The organism is Actinacidiphila yeochonensis CN732 (assembly GCF_000745345.1).
Classification (GTDB): Bacteria; Actinomycetota; Actinomycetes; order Streptomycetales; family Streptomycetaceae; genus Actinacidiphila; species Actinacidiphila yeochonensis.
The window spans coordinates 706,271-724,843 of record NZ_JQNR01000004.1 but is presented as its reverse complement, the minus strand read 5'-3'; the positions used below and the strand labels follow the sequence as shown (position 1 = coordinate 724,843).

General features: G+C 73.9%; 17 protein-coding genes and 1 pseudogene. 10 read left to right on the top strand and 8 right to left on the bottom strand.

Going from position 1 to position 18,573, the window contains the following annotated elements; all coding sequences use genetic code 11:
• Window positions 1-18: 18 nt before the first annotated feature.
• From BS72_RS09825 to BS72_RS09815, 3 genes are all read left to right on the top strand, one after another.
• Complete coding sequence (locus tag BS72_RS09825; RefSeq protein WP_051950884.1) at window positions 19-558, top strand: acyl-CoA thioesterase; 540 nt, start codon at window positions 19-21, stop codon at window positions 556-558.
• A complete protein-coding gene (locus tag BS72_RS09820; RefSeq protein WP_063836014.1) occupies window positions 555-1,148 on the top strand; it encodes a flavin reductase family protein in 594 nt (197 codons plus the stop codon). Before BS72_RS09825 ends, BS72_RS09820 begins: the two co-directional genes overlap by 4 nt.
• 196 nt (window positions 1,149-1,344) lie before the next feature.
• Window positions 1,345-1,998 (top strand): hypothetical protein, encoded by a 654-nt coding sequence (locus BS72_RS09815; protein ID WP_198545837.1) that lies wholly within the window; start codon window positions 1,345-1,347, stop codon window positions 1,996-1,998.
• Here BS72_RS09815 and BS72_RS09810 read toward each other — a convergent pair.
• The 3 genes and pseudogenes from BS72_RS09810 to BS72_RS37985 all read right to left on the bottom strand — a co-directional run.
• Window positions 1,967-3,619: an MFS transporter gene (locus BS72_RS09810; RefSeq protein ID WP_051950883.1), complete on the bottom strand. Its 1,653-nt coding sequence runs from the start codon at window positions 3,617-3,619 to the stop codon at window positions 1,967-1,969. The two genes, BS72_RS09815 and BS72_RS09810, sit on opposite strands and share 32 nt — an antisense overlap.
• A 755-nt stretch (window positions 3,620-4,374) precedes the next feature.
• Window positions 4,375-4,824 (bottom strand): hypothetical protein, encoded by a 450-nt coding sequence (locus BS72_RS37990; RefSeq protein ID WP_232792376.1) that lies wholly within the window; start codon window positions 4,822-4,824, stop codon window positions 4,375-4,377.
• A 75-nt stretch (window positions 4,825-4,899) separates the two neighbouring features.
• Window positions 4,900-5,070, bottom strand: a pseudogene (locus BS72_RS37985) (helix-turn-helix transcriptional regulator); the annotation flags it as partial.
• A gap of 1,066 nt (window positions 5,071-6,136) precedes the next feature.
• On the opposite strand from BS72_RS37985, the gene BS72_RS09800 reads away from it, so the two are divergent.
• Together BS72_RS09800 and BS72_RS32130 are read left to right on the top strand one after the other, a co-directional pair.
• Complete coding sequence (locus tag BS72_RS09800) at window positions 6,137-7,351, top strand: TIGR03084 family metal-binding protein (protein WP_232792299.1); 1,215 nt, start codon at window positions 6,137-6,139, stop codon at window positions 7,349-7,351.
• 266 nt (window positions 7,352-7,617) lie between these two features.
• Window positions 7,618-8,286: an SDR family NAD(P)-dependent oxidoreductase gene (locus BS72_RS32130; RefSeq protein WP_157856196.1), complete on the top strand. Its 669-nt coding sequence runs from the start codon at window positions 7,618-7,620 to the stop codon at window positions 8,284-8,286.
• 503 nt (window positions 8,287-8,789) lie between these two features.
• Here BS72_RS32130 and BS72_RS09790 read toward each other — a convergent pair.
• From BS72_RS09790 to BS72_RS09780, 3 genes are all read right to left on the bottom strand, one after another.
• Window positions 8,790-10,028, bottom strand: coding sequence for an acyl-CoA dehydrogenase family protein (locus tag BS72_RS09790; RefSeq protein WP_232792298.1), 1,239 nt, complete (start codon window positions 10,026-10,028; stop codon window positions 8,790-8,792).
• Between the two features lie 129 nt (window positions 10,029-10,157).
• Window positions 10,158-10,616 (bottom strand): RrF2 family transcriptional regulator, encoded by a 459-nt coding sequence (locus tag BS72_RS09785; RefSeq protein WP_037908720.1) that lies wholly within the window; start codon window positions 10,614-10,616, stop codon window positions 10,158-10,160.
• A gap of 156 nt (window positions 10,617-10,772) precedes the next feature.
• A complete protein-coding gene (locus BS72_RS09780) occupies window positions 10,773-11,885 on the bottom strand; it encodes an ABC transporter substrate-binding protein (protein WP_107498720.1) in 1,113 nt (370 codons plus the stop codon).
• Window positions 11,886-12,653: 768 nt separating this feature from the next.
• Between BS72_RS09780 and BS72_RS39820 the strand changes: the two genes are divergently transcribed.
• Both BS72_RS39820 and BS72_RS09775 read left to right on the top strand, forming a co-directional pair.
• Complete coding sequence (locus tag BS72_RS39820) at window positions 12,654-12,743, top strand: putative leader peptide (protein ID WP_407638951.1); 90 nt, start codon at window positions 12,654-12,656, stop codon at window positions 12,741-12,743.
• Window positions 12,744-13,048: 305 nt separating this feature from the next.
• On the top strand, window positions 13,049-13,561 hold the full coding sequence (locus tag BS72_RS09775) for an NADPH-dependent FMN reductase (RefSeq protein WP_037908718.1): 513 nt from the start codon (window positions 13,049-13,051) through the stop codon (window positions 13,559-13,561).
• Window positions 13,562-14,023: 462 nt separating this feature from the next.
• On the opposite strand, the gene BS72_RS09770 is transcribed toward BS72_RS09775, so the two are convergent.
• The gene (locus BS72_RS09770; RefSeq protein ID WP_037908715.1) at window positions 14,024-14,911 is read right to left on the bottom strand and encodes a helix-turn-helix transcriptional regulator; all 888 of its coding nucleotides are present in this window, start codon (window positions 14,909-14,911) and stop codon (window positions 14,024-14,026) included.
• 338 nt (window positions 14,912-15,249) lie between these two features.
• On the opposite strand from BS72_RS09770, the gene BS72_RS09765 reads away from it, so the two are divergent.
• Both BS72_RS09765 and BS72_RS09760 read left to right on the top strand, forming a co-directional pair.
• The gene (locus BS72_RS09765; RefSeq protein ID WP_037908713.1) at window positions 15,250-16,089 is read left to right on the top strand and encodes an SDR family oxidoreductase; all 840 of its coding nucleotides are present in this window, start codon (window positions 15,250-15,252) and stop codon (window positions 16,087-16,089) included.
• 381 nt (window positions 16,090-16,470) lie between these two features.
• On the top strand, window positions 16,471-16,878 hold the full coding sequence (locus BS72_RS09760) for an ester cyclase (protein WP_037908711.1): 408 nt from the start codon (window positions 16,471-16,473) through the stop codon (window positions 16,876-16,878).
• A gap of 161 nt (window positions 16,879-17,039) precedes the next feature.
• Here the strand turns inward: BS72_RS09760 and BS72_RS09755 are convergent, their stop codons facing one another.
• Window positions 17,040-17,426: a nuclear transport factor 2 family protein gene (locus tag BS72_RS09755; protein WP_037909829.1), complete on the bottom strand. Its 387-nt coding sequence runs from the start codon at window positions 17,424-17,426 to the stop codon at window positions 17,040-17,042.
• 441 nt (window positions 17,427-17,867) lie between these two features.
• On the opposite strand from BS72_RS09755, the gene BS72_RS09750 reads away from it, so the two are divergent.
• Window positions 17,868-18,563, top strand: a complete 696-nt coding sequence (locus BS72_RS09750) for a type 1 glutamine amidotransferase domain-containing protein (RefSeq protein WP_198545835.1) — start codon at window positions 17,868-17,870, stop codon at window positions 18,561-18,563.
• Window positions 18,564-18,573 lie beyond the last annotated feature (10 nt).

The following is an 18,573-nucleotide window of genomic DNA, read 5'->3' as shown; positions in this document are numbered from 1 at the left end:
CTGCGGACTGGGAGTGACATGACCGATCACAGCGACTACTACGAGTACCGGCACCTGGTCGGCTTCGAGGAGACCAACCTCGTCGGCAACGTCTACTACGTCAACTACATGCGCTGGCAAGGTCGTTGCCGGGAGATGTTCCTGCGGGACGAGGCCCCCGCCGTCCTGGACGAGATCCGCGGCGACCTGAAGCTGTTCACGCTCAGCTGCTCGTGCGAGTTCTTCGCGGAGATCTCCGCGTTCGACGAGCTGTCCATCCGGATGACGCTGGAGGACCTCACGCAGACCCAGATCGGCTTCGCCTTCGACTACCTGCGGCTGCGGGACGGCGTGGAGGAGCTGGTCGCCCGCGGGCGCCAGCGCATCGCCTGCATGGCCGGCCCGAACACCGCCACCCACCCGACCCGGGTCCCCGAGCCGCTGCGCGCCGCCCTCGCCCGCTACGCCCCCGGGACCGGGGCACGGTCGGCCGCCGCGGCGCAGAGCACCGTCCGGACCGCGGTGGTCCCGTCCCCGGCGGTCCAGGCCGCCGTGCCGACCGGGGACGGGGCCAGGTGAGCGTCGAGCCGCCGCCGGGGCTCGCCCGCGTCTCCCGCGACCCGGCCGAACTGCGCAGGGTCTTCGGGACGTTCGCGACCGGCGTGACCGTGCTGACCGCCCACGGCACCGAGCCGTGCGGGATGACCGCCAACTCCTTCGCCTCCGTCTCGCTGGACCCGGCGCTGGCCCTGGTCTGCGTCAAGCCGGGGTCGGCGGTGCACGAGGCGGCGGTCACCGGAGGCGGGTTCGCCGTCTCCGTGCTCTCCGCCGAACAGGAGGACCTGGCCCGCCACTTCGCCGACAACGACCGGCCGCGCGGCGAGAAGGGCTTCGCCGGCGTGACGTGGCGGCCGGGCCGGCACACCCGCGCGCCGCTCATCGAGGGCGGCCTGGGCTGGCTGGAGTGCGCGCTCGCCACCGTCCACGACGCCGGCGACCACGCGATCCTCGTCGGCTCCGTCCTGGAGTGCGGGCTCGGGCCGGCCGACGGCGGGCTGCTCTTCTTCCGCGGCCGGTTCGGCAACTGCGCGGAGCCGCCGCCGCGCGACCTCACACGCGGCCCGCTGCGCGCGGAGCCCTCCCCGGCCGCGCCGCGTCCCAGGGGCTGAGGCGTCGCGCTGTGTCCGGGGCCCGGCGCTGCTCGCGCCGGGCCCGGGCGCCGGGCGGCGCCGTCCCGTCCGTCCGGCCGGGGCCTCGCCGGGACCCGCCCGGGGTACGGAAATCCCCTCGCCCGCGCCGGTGTGCGGCTCCTACAGTGGCCCGCACCGGAAGCGGCCGCCGGGGCCGCCGCGAGAGGGGGTCGGCGTGGCCGGCGATGAGACGTCCGCGTCGTGGGAGCGGCTGCCGGCTGGCATCCGCGAACAGGTCGACGGATACGTGCTCCAGGACGCTTTCATGCAGGCGGTCCGCACCGTTCTCGACGTCGGCCGGGCCCGCGGCCTGAGCCTCGGCGACGCCCAGCAGATCGTCAGCGACCGCTACGCCCACCACGGCGACCGGATCGCCCGCACCCCCGACAGCCCGCTGGACCTGGAGTCGCTGACCGCGCGCGCCGAGAGCTGCCACGGCCGGGTCGTCGCCGTCGAGGCGGTGTGGGACGGCGACACCGTCCACGACTGGTTCGTCCGCCTGCTGGCCGTCACGGCCGATCCCGACGGCGAGCGGCGTCTGGCCACCGTTTACCACGGCACCGCCGTCCGCTACCTGGGGGACGGAGGGGAACGCGGCGAGGCCGGCCGGACCTACCCCAGCGCCGTGGCCGCCGACCGGTGCGGCCGGGCCCTGGCCGCACAGCTGGCCGTCCCCTTCCACTTCGGCAGCCCTGACACCCGGACGACGAAGCCCCCCGCTGGCGGCCCTGAGCGCAGGCGTGGGGCCTGCGCGACGGGCCGGCGGGGGGCATACGTGTCGCCGGTGAGCCGGGGCGTCAGCCGGCGGCCTCCGCGACCTCCCGGCTGATCTCCTCCAGCTGCCGGCGCTTGGTCTCCGGGCCGGTGCGCAGCAGGGCGACGGCCGCCACCAGCAGCGGGGCGGCGCCGATCAGCGCGGTCTCGGTGATCGACGGGACCGTCCCGGCACTGACGATCACGGCGAGGATGAGCACCCCGCCGAGCTTGGTCATCCCCGCCGCCAGGCCGCTGCCCCGCGAGCGCACCGCCGTCGGGTAGACCTCGGAGGCGTACCCGGAGACGACGGCGACGACCGAGCTGATCCCGGAGAGCGGAACCACCAGCAGCAGGGACAGCAGCAGTTCGTGGTGGGCGAGCGAGTCGCCGGCGGCCGCGATCACGCCGAGGACCACCGCCGTGACGACGCACATCGCCACCATGGTCCGGCGGCTGCCGAAGCGGGCGTAGAGCCAGGCCCCGACGACCGTCAGCGGCAGGCCGATCAGCGCGGCGTTGCGCACCACGTAGTCGGAGTTGACGGAGGAGTAGCCCAGGTGCTGGAGGTTGGTGGGAATCCACAGCTGGAAGCCGTACGTCACCAGCCCGATGCCGAGGCCCAGTACGGTGATGGCGGCGCTGATCCCGCCGAACGGCGGGCGGAACAGCCCGAGGTAGCCGCCGCGCGGCCCCTCCGCCACGGGCGCGGCCGGCTCCTCGCCGGTGTGCCGCAGGACGGCGCCGTAGCGGGCCAGGACCGTCTCCGCCTCCTCGGCGCGGCCCACGGCGAGCAGGTGGCGCGGGGACTCGGGGATCCACCGGTTCAGCAGGATCAGCAACAGGCCGGTGGGCAGCCCGATCAGCCACATGATGCGCCAGCTGTAGGTGGGCATCAGCTCCCCCGACAGCCAGCTGGTGGCCGCGTACGCGACGGCCGCGTTGCCGCCGACCAGGACGAGGAGCCAGCCCCGGTGCCGTGCCGGCATGATCTCGGCGATCAGGGTGAACGCCACCGGCAGCATGCCGCCCGCGCCGATGCCCATCAGCAGGCACATCAGCAGGTTCCACTTGAAGCCGGGCATCGTGCCGCAGATGGACGTGGTGACGAAGAGCATGCCGGACAGCACGATCGACGCCCGCCGCCCGATCCGGTCGCCCAGCGCGCCCCACAGCCAGGAGCCGATGACGGTGCCCACGATGCCGGTCAGCGGCAGCCACGACACCGGTATGTGCCCGGCCGGGTTGGCCGGGGACTTCAGCCCGTACTCCTTGGCGGCGCCGGGCGCGATGAAGCCGAGCGAGGCGGGCTTCATGACGTCGATGGTGACGGCGAGGGACATCAGCAGCAGGAGCACGACGTGCTGGCGCCGGATCGGCGCGTCGTCCAGGGAGGTGACCTTCAGGTGGGAGGCGGTCCGGGCGATCTCCCCGCTGCGCCGGGGCACGATCCCGTAGAAGACGGCCAGCAGCCCCGCGACGATCAGCGCCATGCCGGTCAGCATCGGCGCGTCCGGGCGCATGCCGACCATCATGTAGCCCATGTGGCGTGCCTGGACGTACATCGGCAGGTGGAGCAGGACGCCCGCGGTGCAGGCGAGGACCCCGAGCCAGAAGACCAGGGGGTGCTCGAAGTCGCCCCCCCGGGACAGTGGCCGGCCGGCCTGTGGGCCCTGCGTCGTGCTGCTGTCAGCCATCGGCTGTCTCCTGACGAGTCGCGGTGTGGGGAAGGCGGTCCGCGGGCCGGAGCGCCCCCGGCGGGGCGCGTCGGTCCCCCGGCGGGGCGTTGCGAAAGGAGCGGGTCGTACGGCGTCGCGAGCGTGCGGGGGCGGTACGGGCGCGAGGCCGCCAAGGCGAATAGGCGTGCGAGTGCGGCTGCGCGGGAGTGATCGTAGAGGCAACCACCGGAAACCGGAAGCAACATCCCCCAGCTGATGGGGAGTGGTTCATCCCGGCCGGACGGGGCGCGCCGGACGCCGAACAGCCCAGCCGGAGTCCGGGGGAGCCCAACTTCCTTGAGAACAAGCACAGTTGGCGACCGGACAGCAGATGTGCCAGCCCCGGTGGACGAGGTTCCCGCGGCACCCGGACGGGCCGGCCTCCCGGAGCGTCCGGTCGAGCCGCGGACGGCCACCGGACGGCTTCGTTCCGGGTGCCGACCGGTGCCCGGCTCCGGCCGCCGACCCCTCCCGCCCGCGGGGACCCTCCCGCGCCGGCCACCGGGGCGGCGTCTCCGGCTTCCGTCCGGGCAGGCCGGCCCCGCCGCCCGTACGCCGGAGCCGCCGCGTCTAGGGCCGCGACCGGCAGGGTTCGCCCGGTAGCGAGGTGTCCTGGTGCGGTCAGCCGCAAGGCGCCGAACCGGCCTCGTAGTGGGCCTACTCGGCCGGTACGGCAACGCGGCGGACGGGCCGTGCAAGGGCGGCGAGCGGGGCACACCCTGCCGGGAGCGGCACTAGGCCGGGACCGCCAGCCGCAGGGTCTGGTGCTGCTGGAGACCCGCCGCGCCGTTGAGCGAGGGCATGGCGACGAGGACGGGCGGGGTCAGCGGTCCGGGCCGTTCGAGGATCAGGTCCGCGTGCGCCCGCCCGCCCAGCCCCGGGGGGAGGGCGACCGGCGTACTGGCGACCCGCCGGGACTGCTCGTCGCCGAGCATCGGTTCGACCCCGTCCGGGTTGCCGGGCGCGAAGGCCAGGATGTGGCCGTCGGTGCCGGCCGGGACGTTGAGCAGGTAGCGCCCGGGTGCGGAGGTGACGGTGCAGCTGATGGGGCTCCCCTCGGGAATCCTGCTCGGGAAGAGGCCGACGAAGACCACCCGCTCGTCGTCGCCGTCGTCGGGCAGCCGCAGCTCCCCTTCGACGAGGCCGCCGCCCGGCTCCATCCGGCTGACGACCCGACACCCCACAGGTGACGGGGTGTGACCTCCGCACCGCCGGTACATGGTGGGCGACAGGCCGACGCTGCGGCTGAAACGGGAGCTGAAGGTCCCGACGCTCCGATAGCCGACGCGCAGGCTGATGTCGACGACGTTCCAGTCGGTGGTGACGAGAAGACGTTTCGCCTGCTGCAGGCGGAGCGCGGAGAGGAACCTCCCCGGAGAAACACCGGTTTGGCGCTGAAACATCCTCGAAAAATGGTACTTGCTGAACATCGCGACACTGGCAAGATCATCCAGAGTCAAGGGCTCGCCCAAGTTCTCGCGCATTGCCTCGACGACACGAACCATGGCCATTTCGTTTGAATCACGCAAGGAGCCCTCGATTCTGTGAAGCCTTCTTCAGACTAGCCTCTTGTGCATTCCGCGACGCGACTCATGACCTTGCGGCACCGAGACCCGACAGACGACGGCTGGTCGTATGGACCGAACCTGGCTCGCATGCCGACCTCACCCCCTGACGGTCGCAGCAGCGGGCAAGTCGTGCATCTTCCGCATTGCGGCGCTCGCTGACCTGTGCCTTCACCGGAGCCTCCACCCGCAGTCCAAACCCTCAGGTCACTGCCGCCTACCCGCCGGTACGCCAATTGGTCCGACCGGGCAGACTACTTCACCGGCCCGGCGGCGCCTCCGCTTCCTCCGGCGCGGGGACATCCGGGCGTTTCGACCGAAACAATCCGATCACCTCCGGCCCGCGGGCACCCCCGCTTTCCCTCTCAGGCCCGCCGTCCGCCCGTTTTGTAGGCAATTGAAACCCGCCCGGCCTATTGGCCGGAATCCCTCCCGGTGGTGACGGCCGGACAGGATTCCCGGGCAGTCCGCTTTGCCCGGCACGACCACCGGGCGACGGGCGGCGCCGGCGTCCGCCACCTCGCCGAACGCACACTGTCGAACCGTCAACTTTGCTTTTCACGCACATGATTGACGACCCATTAGTCCACCACGTGAAACAGCGGCCACCGGTCACGGGCGGCGGAGCCCTGGCGCACCCTGGCGGAACCCTGCCCGGGTCCGGCCTGATCCAGCCCGCGTCCGGTCTGATTCCGGCCTGGGTCCGGCCTGGGTCCGGCCTGATTCCCGGCTGGGTGCTGGCTGAGTCCTCGCACAGGGGCAGCGGCCTCCGCGCCGCTCCGACGGCCCGGCGCCGCCCGGCGGACACGGGTGCGGCAGCGCCGGCCACTGGGCACTCGAAGAGACGCGCCAGGCGTCACGGGCCCCCCACGATGGAGCGAGCCTCCCCCGGGCACTTCCGTGGCAGAGGGACCGACCGGAAGGAAACCGCATGAAGGACAAAGAAGTTGTCGTCTCCGACCTCCTCGCCGAGGGCAGCCGGCTGGGTGCCCTGCTCGCGGACCTGACCCCCGGCGACTGGCAGCGGCCGACCCCCGCGCCGGGATGGACCGTCGCCCACCAGGTCGCCCACATGGCGGCGACGTTCCGCCTGGCCGCGCTCTCCGGCTCCGATCCGGCCGCTTTCCGCCACGTCGTCTCACAGCTCTCCGACGACTTCGACGACAACGTGGACAAGGCCATGGCGGGCGATCTGGCGCTGCCGCCGGAGGAGCTGCTCCCCCGCTGGAAGCAGGAACTCACCGCGTCCGCGGAGGCGTTGGCCGCCGTCCCGGCCGGTACGTCCGTCCCGTGGCTGGTCCGCCCGCTCCCGGCGGTGGTCCTGGTGGCGGCCGGCGTGATGGAGCTCTTCGCCCACGGCCAGGACATCGCCGACGGGATCGGCGTCCAGCGCACCTACCACGACAGCATCCGGCACCTCGTCGACTTCGCCCTGCTCAACTGGGACTTCGGTTACCAGGTGCGCGGCGAGACGCCTCCCGACGCGGCGTTCCGGTACGAACTGACGGCACCCTCGGGCGAGGTGTGGATCCTCGGGAACCAGGACTCCCCGCACACCGTCAGCGGCCCCGCCGTCGACTTCTGCCTGCTGGTGACCCGGCGCCGGCACCGTGACGACCTCGCCGTCACGGCGTCGTCGGCGGTGGCGGACCACTGGCTCGACATCGCGCAGGCGTACCGGGGCCCGGCGGGCCCGGCCGCCGCCCCGGCCAGTTCTCGGCGGCGCCCACCGGCTGACGCCCCGCGCCACCCGCGCCCCGACGCGACCGCCCCGGAAGCCGCCCGCGCTTCCGGGGCGGTCGCGTCCCGCGTGGCCGGTACCCGGCGCCCGCCCGGCCGCTGCCGCCCGCCCACGGCGCCCGCCGAGGCGCCTGCCGCGGCGGGTCGGCCGGGCAGCGCCGCGGAGGGGCGAGAGAGTCGGCCACAGGCCAGTTCGAGGCGGTCGGAGAAAGCGGTGGCCGAAGGCGGCGATCGGCGGAGGCGGTGCCGTGGAGCGCGCGGCAGGTCGCTCCGCGGGCGCTCCGGGGGTGCTCGAACGCGCCGGCGGGAGTCCGCGGACGCCGCGAAGGACAGGTCACCACCACGGCGCACACGAAAAGACGCATTCCCTTCCCACGGCCCCCTAATCTTCCGGAAGATGGCGTAACGCAGGGGAAGTCCCGGAGCCGAGCAGGCGCCAACCAGACGCTTTGGACATGGAAGACAGGAAATCGGAAGAGTTCACGGTTCCAGGGGAGCCGTCGCACGCCGCACGCCGATCAGACATCTACACTCACTTTCCCACCGGGCACCGTCCCGGACACCGGACGCCGCCACCGGGTGATCCATGGACGCCACCGGGCCCGGCCCGCCCGACCCGGACCGCTCTTCCCGCGCCCATGGCTGAGGCCGCAGGCCACAAGGGGTGGATCATTGTCGTTTGAGAACGCCATGGCCGTCGTCTACGGCGCGGCCGGCCAGCTCGGAAGCGCCGTCGCCAGGGCTCTCGCCCGTGAACGCGCCTTCGTGTTCCTCGCCGACCGCTCGCAGGACGCCGTCAACACGCTGGAACACCAGATCGCAGAGGAGGGCGGGGTGGCCGAGGCCACCCCGGTCGATCTCCTCGACCACACGGCGGTGCAGGAGTACAGCGCGGACATCGCGGCCTGGTCGGGGGGCGTCGACATCGCGCTCAGCGTCCTGGAGGCCGCTCATTTACCGCACATCGAACCGGCGCACCTGAGCGGTCGCTCGCCCGCCGACCGCCTCTCGGCCGCCGAGAGTTCCATCGCCCGCGCGAACATCGCCCACATGGCCGCGCGGCATTCGGGGCTGATCGTGCTCATCACGCGTGAAATCCTGGTCAACCCCGAAATGAGCAGCCTGGTCCGCGAGGCCGACGCACAGGGAATCCGGCTGCGCCTCGTACCGCGCTCCCGCTTCATCCGCGGAGCGACCCCACCGCACCACAGGAGGAAGATCCGTCCGTCCCCCATCCCGCCGGCCGCGTTGGACGGGTTCGCCCGCGAGCTCGTCTCCTGGACCTCCCGTCTCGCCGCCGGCACCCACACCGAGCCGATCGCGGAACGCCCGCTGGAGTGAGCTCTCGCGATCCGGTCCGCTCGCCCCCTGACCCCGGACGCGCCGCGCCGACACCACGGCGGCGGCCTTCCGGGGCCGGGGGCCGGCGTTTGGCGGCCGAAACGGCCGAAACGGCCGAAACGGCCTAGCGGCCGGAGCGGCCCGTTCGGAGGCAGGCCGCCCGCCCCCGAGGCCCGCCGACGCCGCCCCGGTGCCGCCCCAGTGCCGAGGGCACGCCGGCTCCGGCACGGCCACCGGTCCCAGCGCAGCGGGCAGCCCCTTCAGCGAGACGCCCGGGAGGCCCGGGCGCCCGGGATGTGCGGGAAGGCGGGAACGGCGGGAACGGCCGTCCCGGTCGGCAGGTGGGAACGGCTGTCCGGTGGGCTGTCAGGCCGTCAGGCCGTGGCGGGCTCCGGCGTGCGGCAGAGGGGCCGCCGGTCGGTTGGGTGCCCCAACCGGCGTGCGGCAGAGGGGCCGCCGGTCGGTTGGGGCACCGTCGGCCGAGCCTCATCCGCGGCGTTCCGTCACATCCACTGCGGGGAGGCGCGGTGCGCGGTGTGCAGGAAGTGGTCGCCGATGGACCGCAGGGCCACCGCGGGCAGGCCGCGTCCGACGAGGACGCGCGCGTTGCGCCAGAACCGGTCGAGCCCCTCGCTGTCGGCGAGGCCGAGGACGCGTTCGCCGACGAGGAGCGCGGTGCGGGTGGCCACAGTCTCCGCGGAGGCGACCGCCACCGCGGTCTCCGCGCGCTGGTCGGCGGTCAGTTCCCGGCCCGCGCCCAGCGAGTCGTCCATGGCGTCGTTCGCCCCCGTGACCACCGCGGCCGCCGTGTGTACGGCCAGGGCGAGTTCGCCGTAGGCCAGCAGCGCGTCGGCGTCGATGTCGGCGCCGGGCGGCCGCCACCCGGCGGGATCGGCGGCGCCGTACGGTCCGGGGCCGAAGCCGCCGGCCCGCCCCGCGTCCCCGGCCTCCGCGAGCGCGCCCTCGGCGACGCCCAGCGCGACGTTGGCCAGCATCAGCCGCAGCGCGAGCGGGGCGAGCGTGGCGAAGGGCACGGTGGCGTGCTCGTCCTGCGCGGCGGCGCCGAGCACCTGGTCGGGGGCGATCGGCACGTCGTCGAAGTGGACGGTCCCCGCGCCCGCGAGCCGCTGCCCGAACCGGCCGGGGGTCGGGTCGCCGGCCACCGCGGGGTGCGCCGGGTCGACGACGACCACCAGCGCGTCACCGGTGTCGGTGCGCACCGCGTCGAGGGCCAGCCGGTCCGCCAGGCCCACCGCCGTGGCGAACTCGCGGCTGCCGCCGAGCAGGAAGCCGTCCGCCACCGGGGTGAGGAACAGGGGCTCGGCGGCGGCGAGGTGGCCGCCGCCGGCACCGTACGCGCCGGTGTCGCCGCCCCAGAGCCAGCCCGCGTCGGCGGCGGTCCGCTCCAGGACGGCGGCGCGCTCGGGCGCGGCGAAGAACCGGGCGCTCCAGGACAGGGCGGCGTGGCGGCCGAGGAGTTCGCCGACCGACCCGTCGGCGGCGGCGGTGCGGCGGACCGCGGCGCAGGCCCACGGCCAGGCCGTGCCCCGCCCGTCCGGCCCGGGCGGCGTGAGCACCGCGGGCAGTCCGGCCTCGCGCAGCCGCGCCACCTCGTCGTACGGCGGTTTCCCCGCCCGGTCGCGGTCGAGCGCGTCGGAGGCGAGGTCGTCGGCCACCTCGCGGACCACCCGCTGCCAGAAGGTGTCGGGAGCCGGCGCGTCGCCGGTCATGGTGCCCTGCACGCCGCCCCCGTCCCTGTCGTCGGCCCGCGGTATTCCCTAGTTTCCCTACCGGAACAGTAGGATTATGCGCCGCTGAGGCCCCTGGGACAAGGGCGACTCCGGTCAGGGGCCCGAACAGCCCCTGGAATCTCAGGGGTTGGACCAGGCCGCGGGATCGGCCGCGAGGGCCGCGACCGCCTCCGGCAGGCTCCCGGAGACCACGTCCGCGAGGGACACGCCCTCCAGGATCTCCCGGACGTTGGCCCGCAGCGCGACCCAGAGCGTGAGCAGCGAGGCGGCGGGGCCGTCGTAGGAGAGTTCGGGCGGGCGCAGCCCCTGCACCGACACCAGAGGGCCGTCGACCACGCGCACGACGTCGGCGATGGAGATCGCCTCGGGCGCGCGGGCCAGCCGGTAGCCGCCGTTGAGCCCGCGCTGGCTGAGGACGATCCCGCCGCGCCGCATGTCGTTGAGGATGCCCTCCAGGAACTTGTGCGGGATCGCCTGCGCCGAGGCGATCGCCTCGGCCGTCAACGGTCCGGTCGGAGCGGCCGCTGCCAGTTGCAGCGCCGCCCGCACCGCGTAGTCCGCCCTGGCCGAGATTCGCACCGGGTCATTATGCCCAGCCGGCCGGCTCCGCTCCCCGCCCGGTCCCGCACACCGGCTACGGGACCGTACCGGGCGCGCCGGACCCACTGGAGGCGCCGGATCGGCCGGACCGACCGGACGCGCCGGACCCGCGCGCGGTCCTGGGGGGCGCCCAGGTCATGACGTCGTCCGGTACCGGGCCGGGACGGCCTGGGCGGTGACGCCCTCGAAGCGCCGGTCGAAGAGCTGCGCCGCGTCGACCTCCCCGACGAACCCGCTCTGGCGCATCAGATCGGCGGTCTCCTGCTGCCAGGCGACGGCCCGGTCCCAGGCGACCGGGAAGGCGGGGGCGCCACCCGCCGCGACGATCCGGTGCCCGTCGGCCGTGGACAGGCCCTGCTCCTCGGCGTAGTAGGAGCGGACCCACTGCTCCGGGTGCTCCCAGGCCCAGACGACGCCCCGCGCGTACAGCGGCAGGAAGGCGCGGACGGCCTCGGCCTTGGCGTCGTCCTCCAGCACCTCCGCCGGTGCCCAGAGGACCGACAGCTCGTCCACCACGCCGGTCGTCACCCTCCGCGCGCCGTCGCCGCCGTGCCGGGCCAGGTACGCGGTGAGCGCCGGCTCGCCGAGCGGGGCGACGTCCACCCGCCCGGTCTGGAGCGCGCCGAGGAGCTGGTCGCCGGGCAGCGGGACGAGGGTGACGTCGGCACTCTCCAGCCCCGCCTCCCGCAACGCCCGCAGCACGGCCACGCCTTGGGCCTCTTCTTCGGGGATGCCGATCCGCCCGCCCCGGAACCCGGCCGCCGAGGCGATGGAGCCGCCGGGGGCGGTGGCGAGGACGAAGCCGGGCCTGGAGTGCGTCCGCACGGAGACGATCCGGGCGCCGACTCCGACGTCCCGGGCCTGGATCGGCACGATGCCGGAACTGCCCGCCAGGTCCACCGCGTGCGTGCGGAAGCCCTCGATGACGTGGCGCCCCGCGCCGAGGCCGGGCCAGCTCGAAAGGGCGAAGGGCAACTGGGCGTCGAGCCCGGACTCGCGCAGCATGCACTGGACGGCGTGGATCGCGATGGCGAGCCCGGTGCCGCCGGCGGGCGCCCCCGACGGCAGGTCCCGCGCGTCGCGGTCCGCGCCGGCCGGCCCTCGGGCCTGTCCGGACGCGGCCAGCGCCGCGTCCGCGGACAGCGCGAAGAAGGGGCGCCGACGCATTGGATGGGCCGCACGCAGCTTCGCCATCGACTGCGGGGCCGGCGTCGTCTCCGGCACGTCAGGAACGGCGGTGGTCGACATGGACTTCCTGTCAGGGTACGGAGGAGTGTCGCGAGGAGTGGTGGTGGTGAGGAGCGGTGAGGAGTCGCGGGTACGGCCGGGTGCCGCCGGATGCGGCCGGGCATGGCGGGGCATGTGGGGGCATGGCGGGGTGTCGCGGAGTTCGCGGGCCGAGGGCGTCGGGGGCTTCCCGCTCGGCGCGGTCGCGGACCGCGCAGGGCCTCGGGATCGGTCGGCCGGCTCCGGGCCGGCGGCGGTGCCTCCGTGGGGCGCTCCGTCACGGAGCGGCCGCGCTCAGCCCCGGCGACACGCTGCGGAGCACACGCGCTTGAGGTCGATGTGACCCCGCGTCGTCAGGTGTGTGGTCCGCTGCATGCCGCGCAAGGTAACCGGCGACGCGGAGCCCGGTCAAACGCGCGCCGGCGCGGTGACCGCCGGCGCGTCTTCCAACCGCTCTTCCTCCTCCGGATCTGACATGACGTCAGATATGTGTCCGGCGCGCCCGCCGGACACCCCCCGGGCCGGGACCGTCGGACTCCTGCCGGAGTTCCGCTCGGACTCCGACCGGACTCCGAGCGGACTCCGAGCGGACCCCGAGCGGACTTCCGCCGGATTGCCGTCCCGGCGGGCGGGGATTGTGCCGGACGCCGCCGCGGTTTAGCGTGATGCGAGGCGGCGGGGGCGGCGCCCAGGCCGCTCAGCCCCCGCTCCGGCGGACGGGGCGACCGAGCCGACGGGCGGAGCGACCGGAGCGGTCGCGGGGGACGCGAGGGGAAGGCGGGGTCCGGAGTGCGTCGAGAGGATCAAGGGCTCGGCACCTTCCGCCGGAGGCACGTCGACCTCCGCAGGGTCGCCAGCGCCCTGTGTCCGGGCGCCTGACCCACCCGTCCCGCACCGGCCACCGAAGCCCCGGCCCCTCGCGGGCGCGCTCGAATCCCGGGCACCCGCCGGCGGCGCCCGCCCTCCCGGCAGCGTCCGCCCTCTCACCCATGCCGGAACCGGTCTCCGATCGGCTCCCTCGCCGCTCCCCGCCTGCCCCGGCGCCGCCCCGCAACTCCCCGCACTCCCCGCACCCCCCGCACTGTCTTCACGCTCCGCACGCCTGTCGTAGGAACCCGCACGAATCGACAACGGCCCCGCACGGACACCGCCGTGCCGGTCCCGCCGCCCTCGAAGGAGCCTCCATGAGCGTCGTCGTCCTCTCCGGCAACCCCCGGTCCGGTTCCCGCACCCTGAAGGCCGCCCTCGGCGTCGCGGAGGAGCTGACGGGCGGCCGCCCCGACCACGTCGTCGAGCTCTCCGAGCTCGGCCCCGCGCTGCTCACCCCCGGCGACCCGGGCGTGGCCGAGGCCGCCGCCGCGGTCACCGGAGCGAGCCTGCTGGTGGTCGCGAGCCCCACCTTCAAGGCGTCCTACACCGGGCTGCTCAAGCTCTTCCTCGACGGCCTCGACCACGGTGCCCTCACCGGCGTGACGGCGGTGCCGCTGATGCTCGGCGCGCACTGGCGGCACGGGCTGGCGGCGGACCTGCTGCTCAAGCCGGTGCTAGTGGAGCTGGGAGCCACCGTGCCCACCCGGGGCCTGTTCCTGCTGGACTCGGAGTACGCGGACTCCCCGGAGCTGACGGCCTGGCTGCCCCCGGCGCGCCGCCAGGTGGCCGCGGCCGTCGACGCCCTCGCGGAGCGCACCGCGCCGTGACGCGGCCACGGGCGTAGCCACGGACACGGGCGTAGCCACGGACACGGACACGCCCGCTGGCCACTGGCCGCTGGCCGCGCCCGAGTCACGGGCGCGGCCGCTCGGGCGCGCCCGCCGCTCGTCGGCAGCCGTCACCGCCGTCGGCCTTCTCGGGCCTCGCACGGGGCGGGAGCATCGGGGAAGGGGCTCCCGCCCCGTCTTCGCCGGCCGGTCCGCGAACGGACGCGCCCGGCGGATCAGGTGCCCCACCCGGCCCACGGCATGGCCATACACATGCCCGGACCCTCCGACCAGCACTGCGGCGCCGCGGGAGTGGTGCATACCTCTCCGCGATCGACTCACTACAGAAAGTAGTCAGAGGGTCGAGCTGATCACAGTCCGCGCACGAAGCACCGGCCCTTCCGCCGCGTGCTGCCGCACGCCCCATGAAGTCACCCGAACAGCTCTGTCCCGCACCGCCCGTCAGCGGTTCCGCCGGGACGGCTCCGACTCGGTGTGCGCCGCGGCCATGTCGAGCAGCAGCATGGCGTCGTGGTCCGGCGTGCCGGGTTCGGCCGTGTAGACGCCCATGCGGTGCCCTGGGGTGCCTTCGAGGGCCATGCCCTGGAAGGCGAGGGTGATCGCACCGACCTGGGGGTGCTGGAAGGTCTTGGTGGCGTGCCTGCGGCCGGTGACCTCGTAGCGCTCCCACAGACCCGCGAAGTCGGGACTCTTGAGCAGGAGTTCGCCGACCAGCCGGGTGAGGTCGGGGGCGTCGGGGTCGGTCCCGGCCAGGGCGCGCAGCCGGGCCACGCAGCCGCGGATCTGCTGGTCCCAGTCGGGGAAGACCTGCCGGGCGGCGGGGTGCAGGAACAGGTAGCGGGCGAGGTTGCGCTGGGTGGCGGGCCAGTCGGCGATGCCGGCGTAGAGTGCGAGCCCGCCGGGGTTGTGCGCGAGGACGTCCATGCTGCGGCTGACGACGTACGCGGGGTTCGGCCGTACCGTCTCCAGCAGCAGCCTCAGGTGGGGGCGCACCGTGCGGCTGGGCGCCGGGGCCGGCTGGGGCGCGTGGCGGGCGGCGCGCACCGCCAGGTCGCGCAGGTGCTGGTGCTCGGCGTCGTCGAGCTGGAGGCCCCGCGCGAGGGCGTCGACCACGGCGGGGCTGGGGCGGGTCTCCTTGCCGCGCTCCAGCCGGGTGTAGTAGTCGATGCTGACCCCGGCCAGCGTGGCCAGCTCCTCGCGGCGCAGCCCCGGGGTACGCCGTACGCCGGGCCCGGGGGTGAGGCCGACCGCCTGGGGGCTGGTCTGGGTACGGCGGGCGCGCAGAAACCTTCCCAGCTCCTCGCCGCCGCTGTGCTGCTCGGATGCCATAAGGCCAGTCTTGCCCCTCCTCCGATATGGCACGTCCCGAGAGAGGGGCCCTGTCACACCCCCGCTGGCCGAACCCCTGTTCACCTCGGCCTGCCTGACCTGGGCAGGAGGCGGCAGGCTGGACCGCGTCGCCTGGCGCCCACGGCCCTTCCCCGGTGGCCCGCCTCCCGGGCCCGGGGGACCGTGGGACAAGCCACCCGCGGACCCGGTCCTGCGCACGCGTCGCGTCCTCCCCCGTCCAGGGGGTACTCGCACCGGCGCCATGGTGCGGGAACACCTGTGACCTCCCGCGGGCCCACCGCCACCGCCACCACCGCCACCACAGCGAAGGAAGAAGCATGACGGATCGCACCTGGCTCATCACCGGCGTCAGCAGCGGCTTCGGCCGTGCCCTGACCACCCAGCTGCTGGAGCGCGGCGACCGCGTCATCGGCACCGTCCGCTCCAGGGACAAGGCCGCCGATCTGGAGAAGAGCCATCCGGAAGCCTTCCGGGCGGAGGTCCTCGACGTCACCGACACCGCCGCGGTGCGCGACGCGGTGGACCGGGCCTTCGCGGCCGGCCGGGTCGACGTGGTCGTCTCCAACGCCGGATACGGACTGTTCGGCGCGGCCGAGGAGCTCACCGACGGCCAGGTCGACCGGATCATCGCCACCAACCTCACCGGCTCCATCACCCTGATCCGCGCCGCGCTCCCGCACCTGCGCGCCCAGGGCGGCGGCCGCGTCATCCAACTCTCCTCCTACGGTGGGCAGGTCGCCTTCCCCGGCAACTCCCTCTACCACGCGACCAAATGGGGCATCGAGGGCTTCGTCGAGTCGGTGGCGCAGGAGGTCGCACCCTTCGGCATCGGCATGACGCTCGTCGAACCGGGCGGCGCGCGGACCGAGTTCCGCTACGGCAGCGCGCAGGTCGCCGACCTGACGGACGTCTACGCCGGCACCCCCGCCCACGCCTTCACGGCGATGCTCGACCCCGCGGGCGGCCTGGCCCCGGGCGACCCGCGGCGGATGGCCGCGGCGATCATCGGATCGGTCGACGTCGAACCGGCGCCCTTGCGGATGGTCCTCGGCTCGCAGGCGTTGAACAGCACACTCGACGCGCTGCGCACGCGGATCGGCTTCTTCGAGACGCAGCACGACCTGGCCGCCTCCACGGACTTCCCGACCGGGGAGTGACCACCCGGCCGGAGAGTGACCGCCCGACCGGGGAGTGACCGCCCGGCCTCGTCCGGAACGCACGGCCGCCGGGGACCCGCCCCGCGCCGGCGCCGACACGGTGCGCTCCGCCCCCGGCGCCGGCATCCCGAGACCACCTGGTCGAGCACGTCGCCGACAAGCGGCACAACGCCCCGCGCAACGCAGGGGCGGGTGCGGGGGCAGGACGCGCGGGCGGGCGGGCGTTGGGACGGACGGGCGCACGGGGCGGGCCCGTTAGGGGGTGGTTCCTGGCGTGTCGGAGGGTGCCGCCGGACCCGCTGCCGAGGATCGGTGGCTGTGGGGGCTGTTCCGACGGAGCGGCCAGGCGGCCGACACCGCCTTCAGAGACCGAGGAGCGCCATGTCCCAGCAGGACAACATCGCCGCCCAGACCGCCTTCGGCGAGGCCGTCAACAGCGGGAACCTCGCCGCCATCGCGGACGTGGTCGCCCCCGGCGCGGTCGACCACGACCCCGCCCCCGGTCAGGGACCGGGCCCCGAGGGGTACCAGGCCATGTTCGGCGACCTCAGGCGTGCCTTCCCCGACCTGCACGTCGAGGTCGAGCACCTGCTGGCGACCGAGGACGAACTCGCCTTCGCCTACACCATCACGGGCACCCACCGCGGCGAGCTGGCGGGCCACGCACCGACCGGCAGGGCGGTGAGCTTCCGCGGGCTGCAGATCAGCCGCTTCGAGAACGGCAGGCTCGTCGAGCGCTGGGGCAGCAGCGACGAACTCGGCATGATGCGCCAACTCGGCCTCGTCTGAGGGCGCGCCGCCACCGGGCGAGGGCGCCTCCTTCTCCCACCAGCTCCGGGAACCCCGCGTCCCCGTCGTCGCCTCCGCCTTCTCCGCCGCCGCGCGCGGGTGCCATCGTGCGGGCGTCGTCGGCCGGAGGCCATACCGGCCTGACGTCGTCGGGCCGAGCGTCATCGGCCGGGCAAGGGCTCCACCCATTGGGCACGCCACGCGGGTGGGGCGAAATCGTCCGCGAAGTACTGTGTCTCGTGGGCGACTTTGCCGTCGCGGAACTCCATGATGCTGATGGTGGATGCCGGCTTCCCGTCGTAGTCGATCACGTATTCGGTGGTCCAGAGGTCCCCACTGCCGAGAATCCGGCGGATGGTGAAAGTGAGCTTGGCGGGGTGGTGCGAGCGCAGCGCCTGCAGGTTGCGGCGGCCGCGGATACGCTCACCCGACTGGGGATAGTCGGTGATGACGTCGTCGTGGTAGATGTCGTGCTCGGTGTCCTGGTCCCCGGCGGCTGATGCCGCCCAGTGCCGGTCCAGCGCCGCGCGGATCTCCTGGTCTCCCATCGCCTTCCCTCCGATCACATCGGTCGCGTCCGGTCGCGTCCGGTCGCGTCTGATTGCGTCTGATTGCGTCTGATCATGGAAACCGCCGGACGAACTCCGTCCTCCGCACCTCAAGCCTCCTTGAAAACCAGGCTGACGTCGACGGCGAAGGCTGCCGGGTGCGCCGTCGCACGGCTCGGCGAACAACCAGCGGGAAGCCGCGGCAGGGCGCGGAAAGCCGCGCAAAGCCGCGCGCGTGCGTCCGATCGAACGCGTGCCTAGGCTGGAATCCGGTGCGATGCGCGGCCGACTCCGCCGGATCACCGAACCACGTCGTCTCGCGGACTCCCGTGGAACTCCGTGGAATCCCGTGGAATCCCGTGGAATCCCGTGGAATCGCCGATCCACCGAACCGCGACTCACCTGAAAGCGCCGAACAGAGGACGAGGAGGCGCACTGCTGATGGCGAAGCTGCTTTTCATCGTGTCCGGAGCGACGTACTGGGTACTCAAGGACGGCACCAGATACGCGACGGGTTACTGGGCCGAGGAGTTCGCGAACCCGTACAAGGCCGTCACCGACGCCGGCCATGAGGTCGTGGTCGCGACCCCCGGGGGTGTGACGCCGAACGTCGACATGATGAGCCTGCGCCCCTCCATGGCGGGCGGCGAGCAAGGAGCCCTGGACCTGGAGGCCGTCATCCGCGACGCCGAGGTGATGCGGCGGCCGCTCGAACTGTCGGACGTCCGCCTTGAGGACTACGACGCGGTCTACCTGCCGGGTGGTCACGGCCCCATGTCGGACCTGGCGTTCGACGCCGACGTGGGCCGGCTGCTGACGGCGCAGCTCGCCTCCGGCAGGCCGCTCGCGATCGTGTGCCACGCGCCCGCCTCGCTGCTGGCCACCCGGATCCACGGCGAGTCGCCCTTCAAGGGCTACAAGGTCACGGGCTTCACCAACGAGGAGGAAGAGGGCGTGGGGCTGGCCTCCCGGGCTCCGTGGCTGCTGGAGGACGAACTCAAGGACAAGGTCCGCGTGGACTACAGCCGCGGCAAGGCGTGGGAGCCGTACTTGGTGGAGGACCGCAACCTCGTCACCGGGCAGAACCCCCATTCCGCCGCTGTTCTCGCGGACCGTCTGCTGCAGATCCTCGGGTGAGGGCTCCGAG

Coding starts and splice junctions, on each gene's coding strand:
- BS72_RS09825 (WP_051950884.1), top strand. CDS start 19: ATGACCGATCACAGCGACTACTACGAGTACCGGCACCTGGTCGGCTTC.
- BS72_RS09810 (WP_051950883.1), bottom strand. CDS start 3,619: ATGGCTGACAGCAGCACGACGCAGGGCCCACAGGCCGGCCGGCCACTG.
- BS72_RS09800 (WP_232792299.1), top strand. CDS start 6,137: ATGAAGGACAAAGAAGTTGTCGTCTCCGACCTCCTCGCCGAGGGCAGC.
- BS72_RS09780 (WP_107498720.1), bottom strand. CDS start 11,885: ATGTCGACCACCGCCGTTCCTGACGTGCCGGAGACGACGCCGGCCCCG.
- BS72_RS09775 (WP_037908718.1), top strand. CDS start 13,049: ATGAGCGTCGTCGTCCTCTCCGGCAACCCCCGGTCCGGTTCCCGCACC.
- BS72_RS09770 (WP_037908715.1), bottom strand. CDS start 14,911: ATGGCATCCGAGCAGCACAGCGGCGGCGAGGAGCTGGGAAGGTTTCTG.
- BS72_RS09765 (WP_037908713.1), top strand. CDS start 15,250: ATGACGGATCGCACCTGGCTCATCACCGGCGTCAGCAGCGGCTTCGGC.
- BS72_RS09760 (WP_037908711.1), top strand. CDS start 16,471: ATGTCCCAGCAGGACAACATCGCCGCCCAGACCGCCTTCGGCGAGGCC.
- BS72_RS09755 (WP_037909829.1), bottom strand. CDS start 17,426: ATGGGAGACCAGGAGATCCGCGCGGCGCTGGACCGGCACTGGGCGGCA.
- BS72_RS09750 (WP_198545835.1), top strand. CDS start 17,868: ATGGCGAAGCTGCTTTTCATCGTGTCCGGAGCGACGTACTGGGTACTC.